This window comes from Comamonas sp. B-9 (assembly GCF_000410635.1).
In the GTDB taxonomy this organism is placed as follows: Bacteria; Pseudomonadota; Gammaproteobacteria; order Burkholderiales; family Burkholderiaceae_C; genus Comamonas.
In genome coordinates this window covers 1-216 of record NZ_KE148652.1, presented here as the reverse complement: position 1 = coordinate 216, position 216 = coordinate 1, and the positions used below count along the sequence as shown (strand labels likewise).

Sequence of the window (216 nt, the reverse complement as noted above, 5' to 3'; positions counted from 1 at the left end):
GCCCAGGTCGCCACCGACACGCGCGCTGCCAGCGGCAAGGTCGAGGCCTCGGTGGACGACAAGAAGCCCCAGAGCGTGGCACCGGACCAGCTCAAGCTGAGCAAGGAAGCGGCCAAAGGCACGAAGTCGGCCGAAGCCAGCGTCGCCAGCGCCCAGCAGGCCAATGCGGCCCAGGAGCGCAGCTCCGAGCTGAACAAGAACATCGAAGAGCTCAAC

General features: G+C 67.1%; 1 protein-coding gene. It reads left to right on the top strand.

The features are described from left to right. Window positions 1-216, top strand: a 216-nt coding sequence (locus H928_RS32600; RefSeq protein WP_043341420.1) for a hypothetical protein, incomplete at both ends; no start/stop codon positions are given.